Source organism: Clostridium psychrophilum, assembly GCF_018861705.1.
Classification (GTDB): Bacteria; Bacillota; Clostridia; order Clostridiales; family Clostridiaceae; genus Clostridium_AD; species Clostridium_AD psychrophilum.
In genome coordinates this window covers 1-17,820 of sequence record NZ_JAHLEC010000006.1, presented here as the reverse complement: position 1 = coordinate 17,820, position 17,820 = coordinate 1, and the positions used below count along the sequence as shown (strand labels likewise).

Annotated in this window: 11 protein-coding genes and 1 pseudogene; 10 read left to right on the top strand and 2 right to left on the bottom strand. The window is 29.6% G+C overall.

Annotated features, from left to right (window positions below; genetic code table 11):
• Positions 1–131: 131 nt before the first annotated feature.
• From KPL38_RS02720 to KPL38_RS02695, 6 genes are all read left to right on the top strand, one after another.
• Positions 132–3,560, top strand: a complete 3,429-nt coding sequence (locus KPL38_RS02720) for a pyruvate carboxylase (protein WP_216286654.1) — start codon at positions 132–134, stop codon at positions 3,558–3,560.
• A gap of 323 nt (positions 3,561–3,883) precedes the next feature.
• A complete protein-coding gene (gene galT, locus KPL38_RS02715) occupies positions 3,884–4,870 on the top strand; it encodes a galactose-1-phosphate uridylyltransferase (RefSeq protein WP_216286652.1) in 987 nt (328 codons plus the stop codon).
• Positions 4,871–4,947: 77 nt separating this feature from the next.
• On the top strand, positions 4,948–6,111 hold the full coding sequence (locus KPL38_RS02710) for a galactokinase (protein ID WP_216286650.1): 1,164 nt from the start codon (positions 4,948–4,950) through the stop codon (positions 6,109–6,111).
• A gap of 165 nt (positions 6,112–6,276) precedes the next feature.
• Entirely contained in the window at positions 6,277–7,710 is a 1,434-nt protein-coding gene (locus tag KPL38_RS02705; protein ID WP_246577785.1) for a glycoside-pentoside-hexuronide (GPH):cation symporter, read from the top strand.
• A gap of 176 nt (positions 7,711–7,886) precedes the next feature.
• Positions 7,887–8,912, top strand: coding sequence for a LacI family DNA-binding transcriptional regulator (locus KPL38_RS02700; protein ID WP_216286648.1), 1,026 nt, complete (start codon positions 7,887–7,889; stop codon positions 8,910–8,912).
• Positions 8,913–9,217: 305 nt separating this feature from the next.
• Complete coding sequence (locus KPL38_RS02695; protein WP_216286646.1) at positions 9,218–9,457, top strand: hypothetical protein; 240 nt, start codon at positions 9,218–9,220, stop codon at positions 9,455–9,457.
• Positions 9,458–9,540: 83 nt separating this feature from the next.
• Here KPL38_RS02695 and KPL38_RS02690 read toward each other — a convergent pair whose 3' ends face one another.
• The gene (locus KPL38_RS02690) at positions 9,541–10,122 is read right to left on the bottom strand and encodes an exopolyphosphatase (protein WP_216286645.1); all 582 of its coding nucleotides are present in this window, start codon (positions 10,120–10,122) and stop codon (positions 9,541–9,543) included.
• Between the two features lie 60 nt (positions 10,123–10,182).
• Positions 10,183–11,685 (bottom strand): Ppx/GppA phosphatase family protein, encoded by a 1,503-nt coding sequence (locus tag KPL38_RS02685; RefSeq protein WP_216286643.1) that lies wholly within the window; start codon positions 11,683–11,685, stop codon positions 10,183–10,185.
• A 219-nt stretch (positions 11,686–11,904) separates the two neighbouring features.
• Between KPL38_RS02685 and KPL38_RS02680 the strand changes: the two genes are divergently transcribed.
• The 4 genes and pseudogenes from KPL38_RS02680 to KPL38_RS02665 all read left to right on the top strand — a co-directional run bounded on the left by KPL38_RS02680 (position 11,905) and on the right by KPL38_RS02665 (position 17,663).
• Positions 11,905–13,446 (top strand): Ppx/GppA phosphatase family protein, encoded by a 1,542-nt coding sequence (locus KPL38_RS02680; protein WP_216286640.1) that lies wholly within the window; start codon positions 11,905–11,907, stop codon positions 13,444–13,446.
• Positions 13,447–13,461: 15 nt separating this feature from the next.
• Positions 13,462–15,597, top strand: a pseudogene (locus KPL38_RS02675) (RNA degradosome polyphosphate kinase).
• A 232-nt stretch (positions 15,598–15,829) separates the two neighbouring features.
• Positions 15,830–16,435 carry a zinc dependent phospholipase C family protein gene (locus KPL38_RS02670; RefSeq protein WP_216286638.1) on the top strand — a complete coding sequence of 202 codons (606 nt, stop codon included), beginning with the start codon at positions 15,830–15,832 and terminating at the stop codon, positions 16,433–16,435.
• A 238-nt stretch (positions 16,436–16,673) separates the two neighbouring features.
• Positions 16,674–17,663 carry an SNIPE associated domain-containing protein gene (locus KPL38_RS02665; RefSeq protein WP_216286636.1) on the top strand — a complete coding sequence of 330 codons (990 nt, stop codon included), beginning with the start codon at positions 16,674–16,676 and terminating at the stop codon, positions 17,661–17,663.
• Positions 17,664–17,820 lie beyond the last annotated feature (157 nt).

Here is a 17,820-nt window from a genome sequence, read left to right as displayed (position 1 = left end):
AATTGCATTTTTGCTTAAAATCATGTATTCTAATGAATAATGATTAATGAATAAAAAATGAATTTATATTCATAGATATGAGATTATATTCATAGATATGAAATTAAAGGTTATAACAGGGGGTAATGAAAGTGAAAAAATTTAAAAGAGTATTAGTAGCAAACAGAGGAGAAATTGCAATAAGAGTTTTTAGAGCTTGTAATGAACTTGGGATTCGTACGGTTGCAATCTATTCCAATGAGGATAAATATTCGCTATTTAAAACTAAGGCAGATGAAGCTTACCTAATTGGTAAAAATAAGGGACCCGTTGAGGCATATCTGAATATTGAGGAGATAATTAGTATTGCACTAAAAAAAGGTGTAGATGCCATTCATCCAGGTTATGGATTCTTATCAGAAAATCCTGAATTTGCAATAAAATGCGCTAAAGCGGGGATTGAATTCATCGGGCCAACTGCAGAGATGATGGATAAACTTGGAGACAAGATTAAATCCAAAATTGTGGCAAATTCAGTAGGAGTTCCTACTATACCTGGAGATAAAAAGATAGTTGAAACAATAGATGAGGCAAAAATTCTTGCAGAAAAATGTGGATACCCTGTTATGCTAAAGGCAGTTGCAGGTGGTGGTGGACGAGGAATGAGAATTGTGCGAGAAGCAAGTGAATTATCATCCGCTTATATAAGTGCTAAAAGTGAAGCGAAAAAAGCATTTGGTATCGATCACCTTTATGTAGAAAAATATCTTGAAAAATCTAAACATATAGAGGTACAAGTTCTAGGAGATAAGTTTGGAAACATCGTTCATTTGCATGAGAGAGATTGTTCTATTCAAAGAAGGCATCAAAAAGTTATAGAATATACACCTGCTTTTTCAATATCACAAGAAAAAAGGGATCAGATTTGTAATGATGCATTAAAAATAGCTAAATCAGTAAATTATAGAAGTGCTGGAACATTAGAGTTTTTAGTAGATGCTAAGGGAAATCATTATTTCATAGAAATGAACCCTAGAATTCAAGTTGAACATACTATTACAGAAATGGTTACAGGCATTGATATAGTTGAAAGTCAAATACTAATCGCAGAAGATTATGCATTAAATTCTGAGAAAATAGGTATTAATTCTCAAGAGGATGTTAAAGTTAATGGGTATTCTATTCAGTGCCGTATAACAACAGAAGATCCTTCTAATAATTTTGCTCCAGATACAGGGAGAATAGAGGAATATAGAACTGGTTCTGGGTTTGGAATAAGACTAGATGGCGGTAATGGTTTTGCTGGAGCCATAATTAGTCCATATTATGATAGTCTACTAGTAAAAAACATATCATGGTCTAGAACTTTTAAAGATGCTATAAAGAAGTCTATAAGAGCTGTAGAGGAAACTAGAATTACAGGAGTAAAAACTAACATTGGTTTTTTAATTAATGTACTGAACCATCCTACCTTTTTAAAGGGTGAATGCAATACTAATTTTATAGAAGAAAATCCTGAATTGATTTCTATTACAAAGCAGGCCAATGAAGAAAACAGAATACTAAAATTCATTGGGGAAAAAATGGTCAATGAAATAAATGGTGTTAAAAAACTTTATGATGTACCAGTGGTTCCCAAAATTATAATGCCAAATAAACTTAGCGGAACAAAACAAATATTAGATCTTCAGGGTACAGAAGGCCTTTTAAAGTGGATTAAAGGTCAAAATAAACTACTTTTAACGGATACAACAATGAGAGATGCTCAACAATCTTTAATGGCAACTAGAATGAGAACAAAGGATATGTTAAAGATAGCAACTGCAACATCTGTTTATGGAGCAAATTTGTTTTCTCTTGAGATGTGGGGAGGCGCTACTTTTGATGTAGCATATCGTTATTTGAATGAATCTCCTTGGGAGAGACTAACACAACTTAGAAAGAAAATCCCTAATGTGCTTTTTCAGATGCTTATACGTGGAGCGAATGCAGTAGGTTATAAAAATTATCCTGACAATGTAGTTCGTGAATTTATTAAAGAATCTGCAAATACTGGTGTTGATGTGTTTAGAATATTTGATTCTCTAAATTGGCTTAAAGGAATGGAAACTTCAATAGATGAAGTTATAAAAAGCGGTAAGGTTGCAGAAGCTTGTATTTGTTATACAGGTGACATACTAAATGATAAAAAAAGTAAATATAATTTGGACTATTATATAAAGCTTGCAAAGGAAATTGAAAAAACAGGAGCTCATATATTAGGTATAAAAGATATGTCGGCACTACTTAAGCCTCATGCTGCATTTAAACTAGTTAATGCTTTAAAGCAAGAGGTAGGAATGCCTATTCATCTTCATACTCATGATACTACGGGAAATGGGGTTGCTACAGTTTTAATGGCGGCTCAAGCGGGAGTGGATATTGTAGATACTGCATTTAACAGTATGTCAGGCCTCACTAGTCAACCAGCTTTGAATTCAGTTGTTGCAGCACTTAAAAATACTGATAGAGATACTGGAATAGATCTTAGAGGAATTCAGGGCATTTCAGATTATTGGAATGCTGTAAGACCAGTTTATGATCAATTCAAATCAGATTTAAATTCAGGATCTGCTGAAATATATAGATATGAAATACCAGGAGGTCAATATTCTAATCTTAAACCTCAGGTAGAGAGTTTCGGACTTGGACATAAATTTAATGAAATTAAAGAAATGTACAAAGTCGTAAATGATATGGTAGGGGACATTGTAAAAGTAACACCGTCGTCTAAGATGGTAGGGGATTTTGCTATATTTATGGTCCAAAATGATCTTACACCAGATAATATATATGAGAAAGCAATTAAAATGTCTTTCCCAGATTCAGTTGTATCATATTTTAAAGGGATGATGGGTCAACCAATGGGCGGATTTCCAGAAAAGCTTCAGAAATTAGTTCTAAAGGGTGAGAAGCCTATTACTTGTAGACCAGGTGAATTGCTTCCAGATGAAGATTTTGAAAAGATTAAGAAACATTTAGAGGAAGAATTTAATATGACGCCAGATAGAAAAGATATATTAAGTTATTCATTATACCCAGATGTATTCGATAATTATATCAAATATATTCAGGAATATGGTGATTTAAGTAGAATTGGCAGTGATGTTTATTTTCATGGAATTAATGAGGGTGAAACTTGTGAGGCTGAAGTTGCTCCTGGAAAAACACACATGATAAAATTGCTTCATATTAGTAAATTGGATTTAGAAGGTAATAAAGTGCTTGTTTTCGAAGTCGATGGAAATAGACGTGAAATAAAAATTAAAGATCAAAATAACAAAGCTGTTCAAGATTTTACAATGTCACAAATGGCGGATTCATCAAATCCCTTAGAAGTTGGGTCTCCAATACCAGGAACTGTTTTATCCATTCTTGTAGAAGAAGGAGATAAAGTAATTGAAAATCAACAATTAATGGTTGTTGAGGCTATGAAGATGGAAACTAGAGTAATTGCATCAGCTACAGGTGTTGTTGAGGCAATTAATGTTAAAGAAGGACAACAGGTAAAGGCCGGAGAACTATTAGTAAATTTAAAATAGAATTTTATTATATTACAAAGTTAAAAAGATAGTAAAAACTCTAAATGAGTTTTTACTATCTTTTTAACTTTATTTTGACTTTTAATAATCTTTAAGCTTTCAATGAAATTAATGTGATAATTATTAATTATTAAAAATATAAACAAAATAGTATTGTAATATTAAAACAATTATGCTAAGATAGAATCATAAAAGAAAAGGTTTTCTAAAAGTATTACAAATGGTTTCATATAGATATTATAAGATAAATAAACGTACTTCTAAAAGTACGTATTAAATTTTAAAAATAGAAAAGGTTTTCTAAAGGAAGGTTGATGATTAAAATGGCAGAATTAAGATGGAATCCACTATTAAAAGATTGGGTAATGGTTGCATCAAATAGACAGAATAGACCACAAATGCCAAAGGATTGGTGTCCATTTTGCCCAGGATCTGGTAAAGTCCCAGATGTATACGATGTACAAGAATATGATAACGATTTCCCAGCATTATCCAAAGAACCACCAGTTCCTGATAATGTTGGTTCAGAATTTTATAAAATCAAAGAAGCTTACGGAAAATGTGAAGTTATTCTTTATTCACCAGAGCATACAAAAACTTTGAGTGAACTTCCATTACCACATGTAAGAAAGCTTGTAGATTTATGGTGCGAGAGGTTTACTGAATTAAGTAAAGATGAAAGAGTAAAATATATATTTGAATTTGAAAATAGAGGTGCAGAAGTAGGAGTAACAATGCCTCATCCTCATGGGCAGATATACGCATATTCACAAATGCCCTTAAAAATAAAAACTGAACTGGATTCATGTAGAGAATATTACAAAGAAAATGATGAATGCTTAATATGTAAAATGAATAAGGAAGAAATAGAATTTAAGAAAAGAATAATTATGGAAAATGAAGACTTTTTAGCATACTTGCCATTTTTTACAGATTATCCTTATGGAATATTTATTGTAAGCAAAACACACTTAAGCAAAATGACTGACTTTAATGAGAGTCAAAAAGAAAATTTTGCAGATATATTAAAGAAAGTTTCTGGGACATTTGATTGCTTATTTGATAAGAAGTTTCCTTATATGATGTGTATACATCAAGCACCTGTAAATTCCAAGGAATATGGTAATTATGATGATTATTATCACTTTCATGTGGAATTTTATCCACCACTTAGATCTAAAGAGAAAATAAAATACTATGCTTCATCTGAAATGGGTGCCTGGGCTGCATGTAACCCTACAGCAGTTGAAGAAACAGCAATCGAATTAAGAACAGCATATGAGAAATATAAATTAACTAAACAAATTTAAATAAACAAAACTAACAGCTTTTTAAGCTGTTAGTTTATTAAAAAATGATTTACTAAAAACTTTGGAGGTAATACATTATGGATATTAAAAAACTTCATGAGACATTTACAGAAATTTATGGAGAAGATAGTGAAGCTACATTTTTCTCACCAGGAAGAATTAATCTTATAGGAGAGCACATTGATTATAATGGTGGATACGTTTTTCCATGCGCTTTAGATTTCGGAACTTATGGATTAGTGAAAGTAAGAAATGACAATAAAATTAATTTTGCTTCAACAAATTTTGATTTAAGGGTTAAGTCGGATTTAGACAAGCCTATGAAAAATGATGTTATAGATGACTGGGCTAATTATCCTAAAGGTGTAATAAAGATAATGCTTGATAAAGGATACAAAGTTAAAGGAATGGATATTTTAATAAGTGGTAATATACCAAATGGAGCAGGTTTATCTTCTTCTGCCTCGCTTGAGGTTCTTACAGGAGTAATTATTAACAATCTATTTAATGATAATAGCATTGGCATGATTGACATAGTTAAAATGTCACAAAAGGCTGAAAATGATTTTGTTGGTGTTAATTGTGGAATTATGGATCAATTTGCAATTGGAATGGGTAAAAAAGCAAAAGCTATTCTTTTAAATTGCCAAACATTAGAATATAGTTATGCGGCTGTAAACCTTTTAAACTATGAAATTGTAATTATGAATACTAATAAGAGGCGTGCACTAGCTGAGTCAAAATACAATGAACGAAGATCTGAATGTGAAAAAGCGTTGGAAGTAATTAAAAAAGTGAAAGATGTAAAAGATATATGTCAATTAAAACCAGAAGAATTTGATAAGCTTGAATATTTATTTACTGATGAGAAAATTAAAAATAGAGCTAAACATTCAGTATATGAAAATGCAAGAGTAATTAAAGCATTTAATTGCTTAAATAATGGAGATCTTATTGAATTTGGGAGACTACTTGTAGAATCACATAATTCATTAAAAAACTTATATGAAGTTACAGGAAAAGAGCTTGATGCTATTGTAGAAGAAGCATTATTTAGTGATAGTTGTATTGGGGCGAGGATGACAGGCGCAGGTTTCGGAGGATGTGCAATTGCAATAGTTGAAAAAGACAAAGTAAATTTATTTACGAGTAGAGTAAAAAGGGAATATACAAAGAGAATTGGATACGAACCAACATTTTATTCCACAGGAATTGGTGAAGGGGTTCATAGGGTAGAATAATTGTACAAGATTTTCTTGAGGACAGAAATGATTCTGATGTTGAGAAAATCATTTCAATATTGTTTTCTTATTATAAAAGTAATTTAAACCTTTGCTAAGGCAAGAATTCAAATAAATAAAACAAAGATAGTGTTAATACTATCAAATATATAGGGGGAAATAAAAATGAAATCAATTAAACAAATGAAACCAATTAAACCAATGACACAAAGACTTTCATTTGCAGCAGGTGCATTTGGCCATGATATTTTTTATGCAACATTATCAACATATTTCATGATTTTCGTTACAAAATCTATGTTTGAAGGTGCTCCAAAGGCAACTCAGATGAAAATGATAGGGTTAGTTACCTCATTAGTTGTAGGTATAAGACTAGTTGAAATCGTCTTTGATCCAATTATTGGTAGTATTATAGATAACACTAAGACTAGATGGGGAAAATTTCGTCCATGGCTTTGTATTGGTGGAACAATAAGTGCAATTTGCTTAGCACTGCTATTTACTAACTTCTTTGGACTAGCAACAGGTAACCAAACTTTATTTACAGTTGTATTTATCCTTGTTTTCGTAATTTTAGACTGTTCTTATTCGTTTAAAGATATAGCATTTTGGTCAATAATTCCTGCACTTAGTGAAGATTCGGCAGAACGTGGGAAATTAGCAACATTCGGCCGTTTTGCTTCATCATTAGGTGCAAACGGAACAACACTAGCAGTAGTTCCTATAGTTTCATTCTTTACTTTAGTAGCTACTGGTCACTCAGGTCAAGGAGCTAGTGGATGGTTTGCATTTGGTTTAATAGCTGCATTAATCTACGGTGTTACAAGTTGGATTGTAGCTTTTGGAACAAAAGAACAAGAAAGTGCTTTACGTAAGCAAAGTGGTAAAACTTCACTTAAAGACGTCTTTACTGCACTTACTAAAAATGACCAATTAATGTGGTTGTCATTAGCATATATTTTATTTGCTATTGCTTATGTAGCTACAACAGCAGTATTAATGCTTTACTTCCAATATGTAATTGGTAATTTAGCAGCCTTTTCAATTGTAGGTATTGTAGCTGCAATTTGTGGCATCGTATCTGTTCCACTTTACCCAACTATAACTAAACTTATTTCAAGAAAATACGTTTATATAATTGGTATTGTATTAATGCTAATTGGATATTTGACACTTTCCGTAGTATCACCAAGTTCAATGTCAGTTATTATTATAGGCCTAGTATTCTTCTATTTTCCGTACCAATTAATTTTTCTAGCAGTGCTTATGACAATCAGTGATTCAGTTGAATACGGACAATGGAAAAATGGAGTTCGTAATGAAGCAGTAACTTTATCTCTTCGTCCATTATTAGATAAACTCGCAGGTGCTTTATCTAATGGTATTGTTGGTTTCATATCAGTAACGTGTGGTATGATTGGAGATGCACAAGCACGGGATATAACACATCAAGGTATTGTAACATTCAAAATGTGGGCTTTCTATTTGCCAGCAGCATTAATGATTATCTCTGGTGTTATCTTCTTATTCAAAATAAAATTAACAGAAAAGAAACATGCTGAAATAGTAGCAGAATTAGAAGCATCATTAGCAAAATAAAGTTAATTTGAGTTAATAATTAAAGCATTATAAATACTAGAAAGCTGCCTCAAGACAAAAATTGAGGCAGCTTTCTCTTTACAAATTTCAATTTAAATAGTAGTATTTATACATATGAGTAGTTAGTTGGTTAAATATAATATGTGTAAATTTTCTGACTTTATAGGGAGGCAAAAATGAAAGTTAATATAAGAGATGTTGCAAAAGAAGCTAGTGTTTCTATGAGTACAGTATCCAGGGTTATTAATAAAAATTATCCTGTTAAAGAGGAAACTAAAATTAGAGTTGAAGCAGCTGTAAAAAAATTAAATTTTAGTCCTAATACATTAGCAAGATCGTTAATTAGCCAGAATACAAAAACAATTGGTATTTTAGTTCCAGGCATAAATAATTTTTTCTTTCCAACTGTAATTAAAGCTATAGAATATGAACTTAGAATAAATGGTTATTCAATTTATCTTTGTGATACTGATGACAATGCAGCAGAAGAAATAAAATATGTAAAATCGCTTATGGGTAGGCAAGTAGATGGAATTATAATTATTGACCCTAAAACGGAAAATATGAAAAATGGGTTTTATGAAACGGTGAGTAAAGATATACCTCTTGTATCAATTAATGGATATAATACCAACATTAATTGTAACTTTGTACTTAATGATGAGGCAAGTGGTGCAAAACAGGCTATGTTATATTTATTAGAAATGGGTCATAAAAATATAATATTTGTAAGGGGAAAAGAAAGTTATTCATACGACATAAAAGAAAAAGTATATAATGATTTTATGAAAGAAAATAATTTAATTGCTTATAAGAAAATTATAGATATTGGTGAAGGAAATAGTTATGATTGTGTTAATGGTACAATGAACATAATGAGCAAAGAACTTGAAAAAATACAAACGCCTATAGCAGTATTTGCTTGTAATGATTTAATGGCGCTTGGAGTTTTGAATGCTTGTAAAATATTGAAATTTGATGTGCCAAAAGATGTGTCTATAATTGGGTTTGATAATATTTGTATATCAAGTATAGTTGAACCTAAGATTACAACAGTAGATCAAAATATGTATTCACTTGGGGAAAATGCATCAAAAATGCTTTTGAATCTAATTGCTGATAGTAATCAGAAAGTTAGTAGAATTGCGTTAAAAACGCAATTAATTATTAGAAATAGTTGTAGCAACCAGAATAATTATTAAATATATATAAAGTATAAACAAATATATCTTAAGGCAATTTGACATGCTAACAATAAAGTATACAGATTTATATTTTTTAATCTGTATGCTCTAATGTTAGCATTTTTGTTTCTGAAAGAACTAAATATATAATGTAATAACTTGAAGGATGTTTACAAGTGTTAGACAATATGTAAGTACATCTTTTCTGATTATTAATATCCTTTTGAATATAGATAGAATTTCTTAATTAATTTATAGTATGGTATATTATAAAAAATAATGTTAAAATGAAAATGATATAAAAATTAATAAGGGGCGATGTTATGATAATTGATTCTGATAAAAGTTCTTCTATTAAAAAGGTTAGTACATTTAATAAACTTATGATTAATACTGTTAAGGATAAAGAAAATAAGTTTGAGTTTCAGGGTAAGAACTATTTGGTTTGTTCTGATGGTGTTTGTGTACAAACATTAATTAATGATAGTGTTCTATATCGTATTTTTATTAATGAAGATAAAAAAAACAGTCTCGTAAGTAATAAGCTAGTAAACTACATATAAAAATAATATATTTGTATATCATCTTATTATAACAAAGAGTATTAATAAAAAGGCACCTGCTTGTAAGTAGGCGCCTTTTATGATCAATTAATATAGACAGGTATATGATATATTTCTGTAAACAAGGAGGACTTTTTTTTAATCTTTTTTATTATTAGGGCGCAATATTCTCCTTTAATTTTAATGATTAAGGTTCCATTTTTCATTTCAACTTTTTGTAGTGAAACATGGAGATTATGTTTATGATCAATAGAATCTGCAATTTTAAGCAGAGATATTAGTTTAAGAAGTGTGACTTTTTCCTTACACGAATAAGAATATATGCAATCATCGATATATTTTCCATGACCACTTGCAATAATGGCTAAGGAATTTCTAAGATTTTTAGGAATGTTATCAAAAAGTGGCTCTTTTAAGATAATATATTGTGTATGTTGATGATGGTTTTCTTTATTAATAAAGTAACCTATATCGTGAAGAACTGAGCTGTAATAAAGGAGATTTCTTTCTACATCATTAAGTTCATTGAATGGACTTAATGAATCATATATACGCAGGGCATAATTTGAAATTTTTTTTTCGTGAGTTTTTATGTCAAATAAATTATATTTATCTATTATTTTAAAAAGTTGTTCGTAGGTTAAATAGTTTGAAATATTAAGCATGTCAACCCCCTTTACCATATTAATCATATGTAAAGAAATTGGATAACATGCTTATATTATTTATCTAATAACTAACTTTTTATTGTATATTTTTTTAAATGATGAAGAGCAATCAACGGCTGCACTTATTTCTAGTATTGGGTCTGCTTTTGCATCAACAGAGATAGTTACGGTATCTAATTCTATGATACAACTAACCATCTTTATATTACCATTTAAACATCTATCTAAACTTTCACAAATGCGCAATAATATGCTTAGCTTATCGACAATTTCCAAGTCTTGTTTAGTAATAAGATTTTGGTATAATTTTAAGTCTATTTTAAATTCATTTTTTCTATGAAGCGCAGCTATATATGATGCCATTAGTTGTTCTTTATGAGTAAGTCCATTAATTTTGGAGTTTGCAATCATATAAGAGGAATGCTTATGATGGTCAAAATAACTTATTAGAATCCCTATATCATGAAGCATAGCTGCGGTTTTTAAAATTTTATAGGGATTTATTGTAATGTTGGCAATAGAATTAAGTCCATTATATAAGGCTTGTGTTAACATCCATACGTGGTTTGGATGGTTAAGGTCAATTTTATAATTGAGTAATTGATTTTTTAGAGAAAAATCAAGAACATCAATTAAAGGTATATTGCTCTTAAAGATGTATTCAAATATTAAGCCATCGCGGAGTCCACTTCCACTAACATGGAGTTCTTTTATATTAAGATACTCAATTAATGTTACTAAAGCTGCGGTAGCACCAACGAAAATATCAGCTCGTTCTTTTGAAAGTCCCTTCAGTTTTTTTCTTTGATAGGAATCTTTAATTTTAACTGCATCGTAGATAGAAATAACTTCATTCGTAGGAATTATATAATTATGCAGATTATCTATAGGATAGTTAGTTTTTTTTTGATGAAGTTTACCGATATTTCTTATAGTGCCACCAATTCCGATAATAGGTACATTTTTAACCTCTTTTAACCAAGGAATATCTTTATATAGTGAAATTAAAAAGGTTTTAATGGCAGTTTCACTTTTATCATTCATAACTTTTAGAAGTGAAAATTTTTCTGTAAGGTTTATAGCACCAAAAGGTAGACTAATTGAATTTTTTAATTTTCTGTTTTTGACTAAAATAAGTTCTGAACTACTTCCTCCAATATCCATTATAAGTGCATCAGAAAAATCCATGCTATTAATAGCTCCAAAATAATCATAATAGGATTCTTCTATACCAGTCAAAACTCTAATATCTATAGAAAGTTCTAATTTAACACGGTTTAAAAATTCTTTTTGGTTAGTTGCTTTACGGACAGCTTCTGTTGCAACGGCTAAAATTTCACTTACATTTTGAATAATACATAACCTTTTAAAGAAAGATAAAGTATAAATGGCTTTATCAATTCTAAAAGAATTTAAACTTCCGTTAGATGTCATATCTTTGCCTAAACGAACACTTTCTTTTATTTCATCCGTTATACTAAAAGAGTTATCTTTATTTATTTGAACAATTACTAGACGTATTGAATTTGAACCAATATCAATAATTCCTATTTTCTTCATCGTCATTCTCCTTTAGAAAGTGAATTGTTATAGAATACATAACTATAATAGATAATATTAATGGTATTTGCAAGTGTTAGTTAAAATCATCATCTTATAGTATATTTTGATAGCGTTAAGATTGGGTTAAATTAAATGCAGATTATTGTATAAAAACAAGGGTTATAGTAATATAATATATGTAAATATGTTAATCTTAATACACAAAGGAGAGTTTTTATGGGCATCGCAAGAGCGTGGAAAATAATTGCGGCTATTGACGTAGGCACTAACTATTTAAGAATGACAATTGGGAAAATAAATATGTTAGGTGATGTAAAAATTTTAGAAGATGTAGTGAAACCCACTAAAATAGGCAAAGATACATTTTCATTAACTAAAATATCCGTGCAAACAATACATGATACTTGCGATGATCTAAAAGGGTTTGTGAGGCTTATGAAAGACTATAAAATAAAGTATTATAAAGCGGTAGCAACCAGTGGTATTAGGGAAGCTGAGAACAAACAATATGTTCTAGAACAAATAAGACTAAGAACAGGCTTAAATATAAAGTTAATAAATATTGCAGAAGAGCAATTTTTTATGTTAAAGGCTGTCAGCAATAATTTAAGTTTGATAGATATTAAAAAATCGGAACAATCTTTAATTGTTAATATTACCTCTGGTGCAGTAGAGATAGCAATATATAAATATGGTAAATTAAAATTAACTGAGCATGTTAAGGTTGGACCACTAAGAATAAAAGAAGCTTTATTAGATTTAGAAACAAAGACAATTGAATTCCCAGAAACTATGGAGCAGTATATAGAAAGCAAGATATATGCATTAAAACCTCAAATACAAGAATTTGATATTTATCAATTTTTGGGTTTAGGTGGAGAACTAAATACAATTTGTGGAATTATAAGGAAAAAGAAAGGAATTAGTAAAAAAAATTATTTCATTAAAAAAGAAGAATTAATAGAATTAGCAAAAGAAATTGGTGATATGGATAATTTCCAAATTAAGACCACATTTGGTCTATCTAATCAAACAGCAGAACTCCTGCTTCCTTCCATACTAATTTTTTATTGCTTCTTTAAAATAACTAAGGCAAAGGGAATTCAAGTTCCTAAGTTATCGCTGAGGCAAGGAATTTTATATGATTTATCCGATGAAATATTAAATATATCACGAAAAGAAGAATTAATAAATGATATTATTAGCTCTGTTTGGTATATAGGCGAAAAATATCAAATTGATAAAGAACATGCAATTTTCGTTGAAAAATTTTCTCTTGAAATTTTTGATAACACTAGGAGGTTACATAAGTTAGGTGATAGAGAACGACTTTATTTGCAGGTTGCGGCTATACTCCATAATGTAGGTACTTTTATAAGCACAAATAATCATAGTTTACATTCTTATAATGTAATAAGCTCCCAGAGTATTATAGGATTTTCAGATATAGAACTTGAGATTATAGCAACTGCAGCAAGGTACCACTGCGAGGATAACCCTACAGAAAATCATAATAACTATAGATACTTAAGTGATAGAAATAAAATGGTTGTATCTACATTAGCTGCAATACTAAAGTTATCAGAAGCTTTAGACATATCACACATGCAAAAGATAAAAGAATTAAAATTACAATCAACTAATGATAAATTGTTTTTTAATCTGAAATCTGACAGTGATCTTATTTTAGAAGAATGGAATTTTTCTAAATATGTGGATTTTTTTGAAGAAGTAATTGGTGTAAAACCGATAATATAAAAGGAGAGAGGGAAAATGAAGGTCTATTCATTGCCTAAATATTTTATTAGTAGGGAATTAAGTTGGATTCAGTTTAATGAACGTGTACTTGAAGAAGCACAGGATACAAATAATCCATTGTTTGAAAGGTTAAAATTTGCAGCTATTGTAAGTTCAAATCTTGATGAGTTTTTTATGGTTAGAGTTGGTTCACTATCGGATCAAATTACAGCTGAATTTGATAAAAAAGATCCATCTGGACTTACGCCAATTGAGCAAATGAAACAAATAGGAATATTAGTACATAGCCTTGTTTACGACCAATTTAACTGTTACAATCGCTCATTAAAAAAAAGTTTAAAAAAAGAAAATATTAAACTCTTGAAACCTAAAGATTTAAGTGAAGAGCAAATTAATTACATTGAAAATTATTATTCGAAAAATATTTTCCCGGTATTAACACCTATGGTTGTTAATCAAAGTAGCCCTTTCCCATTAATATCCAATAAAAGTCTGAATATTGCAGTTCTTCTTAAAGATAACAAGGATGAAAATATATTTGCAACAATAAAGGCTCCATCTGTTTTGGATAGACTTGTAAAAGTCCCAGATGAAGATGGAATGACATTTATCTTTTTAGAAGACATCATTAAGATGAATTTAAATTTCCTTTTTAGTGGACACAAGATTATAGAGGCTGGTTGCTATCGTATTACTAGAAATGCAGACATGGCTTTAGATGAAGAAGGTGCAGAAGATTTGCTCGAAGCAATTCAAGAATCTTTAAAACAGCGTAAATGGGGTAAAGCTGTACGTCTTGAGATAGAGAATGGTATGAACAGTAAGCTACTCGAAATTCTTGAGAGGGAGCTTGAAATATCAAAAGAGCAGGAGTATATAATAAATGGTCAAATAGACTTAACATTTTTAATGAAAATTGGAAGAATTAAGGGTTATGAAAAGTTAGAATATAAGCCTATAAAACCACAATATCCAAAATATTTATTGAAATATGAGAATATGTTTAAAGCCATTGCAGAAAAAGATATATTATTACACCATCCATATGAATCATTTGATCCAATTGTTGAGTTAGTAAAACAATCGGCTGTTGATCCTGATGTTCTTGCAATAAAACATACATTATACCGTGTAAGTGGAAGATCACCAATAATCAAAGCTTTAGTTAAAGCTGCAGATATGGGAAAGCAAGTTACTGTGTTGGTGGAGTTAAAAGCGAGATTTGATGAGAGTAATAACATACTTTGGGCGAAGCAATTAGAACAATCAGGATGTCATGTTATTTATGGTATTGTGGGGCTAAAAACTCATTGTAAGATATTACTCGTAGTTCGCAGAGAAGAAGACGGAATTAAGCGTTATGTTCATATGGGAACAGGAAACTACAATGATGTTACTGCAAAACTTTATACAGATATAGGACTATTTACAGCAAATTCCTATTTTGGAGCAGACGCATCTGCCTTATTTAATATGTTATCCGGGAATAGTAAGCCAACATCTTTATATAAATTTAGTCTCGCTCCATTACAATTAAGAGATAGATTTTTGCAAATGATTTTTGAAGAAACTGAAAATTCTAAAAAAGGTAAAAAAGGTAAAATTGTTGCAAAAGTAAACTCACTAGTTGATATGCAAATTATTGAAGCCTTATTTGAGGCATCAAATGCAGGCGTGAAAATTGATTTAATAGTACGTGGCATATGTTGCTTTAAACCTGGAGTACCAGGAGTAAGTGAAAATATTACTGTTAGGAGTATTGTAGGAAGATTTTTAGAACACAGTCGCATTTTTTATTTTTATAATGATGGACAAGAAGGAATTTATTTATCGAGTGCAGATTGGATGAATAGAAATTTAGACAGGAGAGTAGAACTTTTATTTCCAATTGAAGATAAAAAAGCTAGACGTAGAATAAAGAAAATTTTAGAAATATCTTTATTAGACACTTAAAAAGCAAGAATTTTGAATGAAGATGGAATTTACACAAGGGTGGATAGAAGAGGTAAGGAACTAATTAATAGTCAGGAAGTATTTTGCAATTCTGTAATTGAGAATGAAGATGGAATTAAAGAAAAGGTTCATCCCATGAAAGAAGATTGGGCAGAAAACGGATTTACGCCAAGAGTATCAGAAATAATCAATAATTAGAGTTATGTGTATGTTTTACAAATAGCAAAAGAGATTATAATCTCTTTTTGTGACTTTTGAAATGTAGAATCAGTGAGGGTGGAAGTTATAAACATTTTACCAGGTCTCATAAGATTTAAAAGTAGCTATTGCTCATTTTTATATTTAACTAGAAAATAACAATACCTTAACTCAAATTACATTACAATTACATAATTTTGATATAATATATAATCATAGGAGGTGTAATACTATGATAGTTGATAGCCACTTAGTCATGTCTCAAATCTTATATAAGTATATATCAAACCAAATAAATTTTAAGTTAGATAGAGTTGCTTTTGCATATGGGAATATTAAGCCAGATTTTAATAATGAGGATGTTGGGTGTTCACATACATTAGATGAAAGTATGGATAGCGTTAATAAATATGCAGAAGAATTAATGAGTAAAAATATATCAATAAGGGAGTTTTCAATATCCTTAGGAGTCATATGTCATTTTGCTTGCGACTATTTTTGCTTATATCACAGAGAAGGAAATGATAAAAAAGGTTTATATGAACATCTGTTTTATGAAGTAAGGTTACATGTGAAACTGCTAACACTTCTTTTAAAAGGAAAGATAAAACTTAATAATTGTGATATATTAAAAAATAAGATTGAATTTATATTTTTAAATATGGAAAATAATTATAATTTAGAGCCAAAAAGTTTAAATAAGGATATAACTTATGCGGTGTCTGGTGCTTTGCAAATTTCCAAGTTGATAGTATGTCTAAGTCAGTTGTATTTTCAACAAAAGGAAATGTACATTACAAAAGAATATGAATTAAAACATATACATGTAAAGAGCTAATTACAATTGCAAAAATTTTAACAAAAGTAGCTTTTAATGATTATATAATTAATTAATGATAAATATAGGTTTTAATTATCATAAAAAAATGTAAAAGTAAGGAATTACTTATAGCAATTTTAATAGCTTAATAATTAGTAAAATAATTATTAGGCTGTTTTAGGTCTAATTATCATATTAGTGAGTAAATTTTTTGTGGTATAATGTAAATTAATAAAGAAATAAGGAGGGTTTTCCAATGGCAATACTTACATCTATTAAGGATGCGCTAAATGCTAAACAATATAAATCTGAGATTGAAAAATTAATCGAGGAAAATAAAAATTTAAAATATATAAAGTTAACCCCAACTCAAATGGGAATGAGTCAAATTTTGTCTAGAACTAAAGAACTTGAATCGGAGTTAGAAGGGTATTCTAATTTAATTGAAACAAAGACTAAAGATATAAAAGATCTTAAAACAGAATATAATAACCAAGCTGTGTATCAGTCAAGAGAATTTGAACAAAAATCAAATGAATATGATAATCTAATTGAACAAAAAAGCAAAGAGCTTGAAGATAAATCTAAAGAATATGATGAATATGTCGATAAGAAAAAACAAGAGTATGAGGATTTAATTGGACTTAAAGCGGATGAACTTAAAAATAAATCTAATGAATTAGGAACTTTAATTGAAACTAAAAACAAGTCAATTGATGAACTTAATACAGAATACAATAATGTAAAAACATGTGTAGATAACTTAAAATCTCAAATTGTGAACTTAGATGCTGAGGTTCTAATGCAAAGTTTTGGAATTTCGAAACCTAAATATACACTAATGAGTTCAGAAAAATCATCGAAAATGCTTCAAGAAATTAGGGAAAAGCAAGTGAAGATGATTAAAACTAAAGAAGCTATAGAATTTAAGCAGTGGATTATTAGTGGTAGTGTAGAAGAAGACAATCAAGTAGTTAATGATATGACAGATGATATGATCAAACTAGTTCTTAGAATTTTTAATGATGAGTGTGATTCGATAATTGATAAAGTAAAATATAGTAATGTTGAAGTAATAGAAAACATCATCAAAAAGTTTTTTGATGATTTAAATAAGTTTGGGAATATAACACAAGTAAAAATATCAACTAAGTACTTTAATACTAAGTTAGAAGAACTTAATCTTTTTTATGAATATAAATTGAAAAAGCAGGAAGAACAAGAGGAACAAAATAGAGCAAAATAATATATTTAATGAATTTAGGCTGCTGATTTTTAAAATCAATGGTCTATTTTTAGTGTGCCTGGCATGGGCGTTTACTCGTCGGTGAAAGTCCGATACGGGGGCTGATAGTGCCATCCGTTAGCTTAAGACAAGGGTGTCCACCGTGAGGCGGAATCTG